The sequence below is a fragment of the Thermodesulfobacteriota bacterium genome, from assembly GCA_039028315.1.
In the GTDB taxonomy this organism is placed as follows: Bacteria; Desulfobacterota_D; UBA1144; order Nemesobacterales; family UBA2774; genus CR02bin9.
The window spans coordinates 1-3,394 of sequence record JBCCIH010000217.1 but is presented as its reverse complement, the minus strand read 5'-3'; the positions used below and the strand labels follow the sequence as shown (position 1 = coordinate 3,394).

The window sequence follows — 3,394 nt, the reverse complement described above, 5'->3', positions numbered from 1 at the left end:
GTTTGGGAAAAGAAACCTACTGAAATAAGTAACCGCCTTGGCTGGCTTCATATACCTGAGGTAATGGCAGACGCTATAACAGGCATTAACGTGGTGGTTAAGCAAGTCAGAAAAGAGGGGTACACTGACCTTTTACTCCTTGGCATGGGCGGCTCAAGCCTTGCAGTTGAAGTAATAAGAGAAACCTACGGATCTAGAAAGGGTTACTTAAATGTCCATGTCCTGGACAGTACCGACCCAGGAATGATACTAGACTATAGAAGAAATCTTAATATGAAGAAAACTCTGTTTGTAGTATCTACCAAATCAGGCGGAACTGCCGAGACTCTTTCATATATGAAGTATTTCTATAACGAAGTACTCGATGAAGTGGGTAAAAAAGAGGTAGGGAAACACTTTGTCGCAATTACCGATCCCGGAAGCAACCTTGAGAACATTGCTCAAGATCTTAAATTCAGGACAACATTTCTAAATGATCCTAATATCGGCGGCCGTTACTCGGCTCTATCATTTGTCGGAATACCGCCGGCAGCGTTTCAGGGAGTAGATGTTCCGCTTCTACTCGAGCGCGCTATAAAAATGCTGCACAACAACGAGAGCTGTAACTGCGCTGTAGAAGGTGATCACTCAGGAGCTTGGCTCGGCGCAATCATGGGAGAGCTTACTTTAGCGGGACACGATAAAGTAACGTTAATTGCTTCTCCACCTATTGAGAGTTTTGGCGCTTGGGCTGAGCAGCTTATAGCTGAGAGCACAGGAAAAATCGGCAAAGGAATTTTGCCGGTTGACCGTGAGCCTATTGGACCCCCTAATAATTATGCCAACGACAGACTTTTCGTTTATCTTCGTCTTGCAGGTGACACAACATATGATAGAAAAGTTAAGGTTTTAGAAGACCATGGTCATCCAGTTGTCAGGATAAATTTACAAGATATCTACGATATTGGAGGCGAGTTCTTCCGCTGGGAGTTTGCAATAGCAATTGCTGGAATGATTATTGGAATCCATCCATTTAATCAGCCTAATGTTGAGGCGGCTAAAGTTTTGGCTCGAAAAATGATTGCCCAGTATCAGGAAAAAGGAAAGCTACCTTATGTAAGACCAACGCTGACAGAAAAAGGTATAACTGTTTACTCAAGCTTTAAAGCAAAAAGTGTTGAGGATTCGCTTAAGAAGTTCCTTAAGCTTGCCAAAAAAGGTAGAAACGGCGGAAAGGGAAGGAGCTATGTAACCCTTCAAGCCTACGTTAAGCCAGATGATGCTACATACGAAGCGATGCAGAAATTCCGCAAAAAAGTGCAGGCTAAGTACCAGCTTGCAACAACATCGGGATTTGGGCCAAGGTTCTTGCACTCAACAGGTCAGCTTCACAAAGGAGACGCCGGTAATGGTCTGTTTATACAGTTTACTTCTGAGATGCCAGAGGATGTGCCGATACCAGACGAAGCAGGAAAAAAGGCTTCATCTATGAGCTTTGGTGTGCTCAAAACCGCTCAAGCTTTAGGAGACCGCAGAGCGCTTCTCAACAATAAAAGAAATGTGATAACATTCCACTTAGGAGAGGATGTTGTAAAGGATATCAATAGATTAACAAGAAGCATATAGAAACGAATACAATTGATAAAAGCAATTATTTTTGATCTAGACGGCACACTTGTGCAGACAGAGGTATTAAAAGCAGAGTCCTATGCAAAAGCAGCAGTTGAGCTTAATCCCTCTTTAACCATAGATGAAGTGGTTGAAGGATTTAAAGAGTTCGTGGGGCTCTCGAGAAAGGAAGTTGCCAAGGGGCTGCTTAACAAATTTGATTTAGGTGATGCGGCATCAAGAAGAATGAAGGATTTTGATGTTGCAAAACCCTGGCAGGCTTTTATCGATATTAGATTGGATGCTTACTTTAAAATGATATCTGACCCGAAAATTTTAAAAGAACACCTTTGTCCTTATAACTTAGCGCTGCTTAAATGGGCGAGAAATCAGGGTTATCCAACCGCACTTGGGACCATGTCTCATAGAAGAGAAGCGTACCGTGTGCTAGATGTTCTGGATATACGATCTGAGTTTGATGTTATCTCTACTATCCAGGATGTAGAACACGGTAAACCCGATCCGGAGATTTATAATCTGCTATGCGAAGAACTAAGGATATCGCACTCACAAGGTCTAGCTATAGAGGACTCCTCCTCTGGAATAAGGGCTGCGCTGGCTGCTGATGTAAGCTGCATTGCAGTTCCATCAGATTTCACCAAAGAGGGCGTACATAAATTAGCAAAAGCTGATAATCTTAGAATTGTAGATAATCTGCCGGAATTAATTGACACTGCAAAGGAATTTATTTCAGAATTAAATACTCTAAAGGAGACAGCAAATTGAGCTCTAGTAACGGAGTTAGTCTTCAAGACCGACTTAAGAAAGAAGCCGGCATAAGCGCTGTTGATTTTGTGGAATCCGGGATGGTTTTAGGGTTAGGCACAGGCAGCACAACAAAGTTTGCCCTCGAAGAGATAGGCACGCGTTTAAAACAAGGCCGCTTAACAGATATAATCGGCATATGCAGTTCAATACAAACTGAAAATAGAGCAAAGGACTTAGGAATTCCAATTACAACCTTTGACGATAAGCAACAAATCGATCTCACGATTGACGGGGCTGATGAGGTTGACCCTGACCTTAACTTGATTAAAGGCGGGGGTGGGGCGCTGTTAAGAGAAAAAGTACTGGCCCAGGCAAGCAAACGAAATATTATGATAGTTGATGAAAGCAAGCTCTCTCCAAAATTGGGAACACATTTTGCAGTTCCTATAGAGGTAATACCCTTTTCATGGATGCCGGTGGCCGAGTTTTTAAAGTCACTTGGTGCAGAGCCGGTTTTGAGAAAAAAAGACGATGGCGGCATATACACAACTGATCAAGAAAATTATATTTTAGATTCTAATTTTGGTCCCATATCTAATTTGCCCGATCTTGCCCAGAAATTAGGGCAGAAAGCCGGGATTGCAGAGTTTGGACTATTTCTCGGCACAGCAACAGAGGTCATAGTAGCAACATCTAACGGAATAAGATATCAAAAAAGAAACGATTCATAGAGGTATAGCGTATATATGATAGAAATAGAACCTTCAATTTTGTCAGCCGATTTTACAAAGCTTGGAGAGGCCGTTGTGGATGCCCAGGAAGCGGGTGTCAAAGGAATCCAGATAGATGTTATGGACGGCAGGTTTGTTCCTAACATTAATTTTGGTCCCGGCGTCGTGTCTGCAATTAGGCAGATTACAAATATGTTCTTGGACGTTCATTTAATGATAGTTGAGCCAGAAAAATATATAGAGGATTTTGTTAAGGCAGGAGCGGATCAAATTATCGTACATCAGGAAACCTGCCCACATCTTCATAG

At 42.3% G+C, this 3,394-nt stretch carries 4 protein-coding genes; all 4 read left to right on the top strand.

The window, feature by feature from the left end:
- A partial coding sequence (locus AAF462_11030) for a hypothetical protein (protein ID MEM7009655.1) occupies positions 1–1,605 on the top strand: 1,605 nt, incomplete at its 5' end.
- 12 nt (positions 1,606–1,617) lie between these two features.
- A complete protein-coding gene (locus AAF462_11025) occupies positions 1,618–2,373 on the top strand; it encodes an HAD family phosphatase (GenBank protein ID MEM7009654.1) in 756 nt (251 codons plus the stop codon).
- Positions 2,370–3,086: a ribose-5-phosphate isomerase RpiA gene (gene rpiA, locus AAF462_11020; protein ID MEM7009653.1), complete on the top strand. Its 717-nt coding sequence runs from the start codon at positions 2,370–2,372 to the stop codon at positions 3,084–3,086. Before AAF462_11025 ends, rpiA begins: the two co-directional genes overlap by 4 nt.
- Positions 3,087–3,101: 15 nt before the next feature.
- The coding region (locus tag AAF462_11015) for a ribulose-phosphate 3-epimerase (protein MEM7009652.1) at positions 3,102–3,394 on the top strand (293 nt) is incomplete at its 3' end.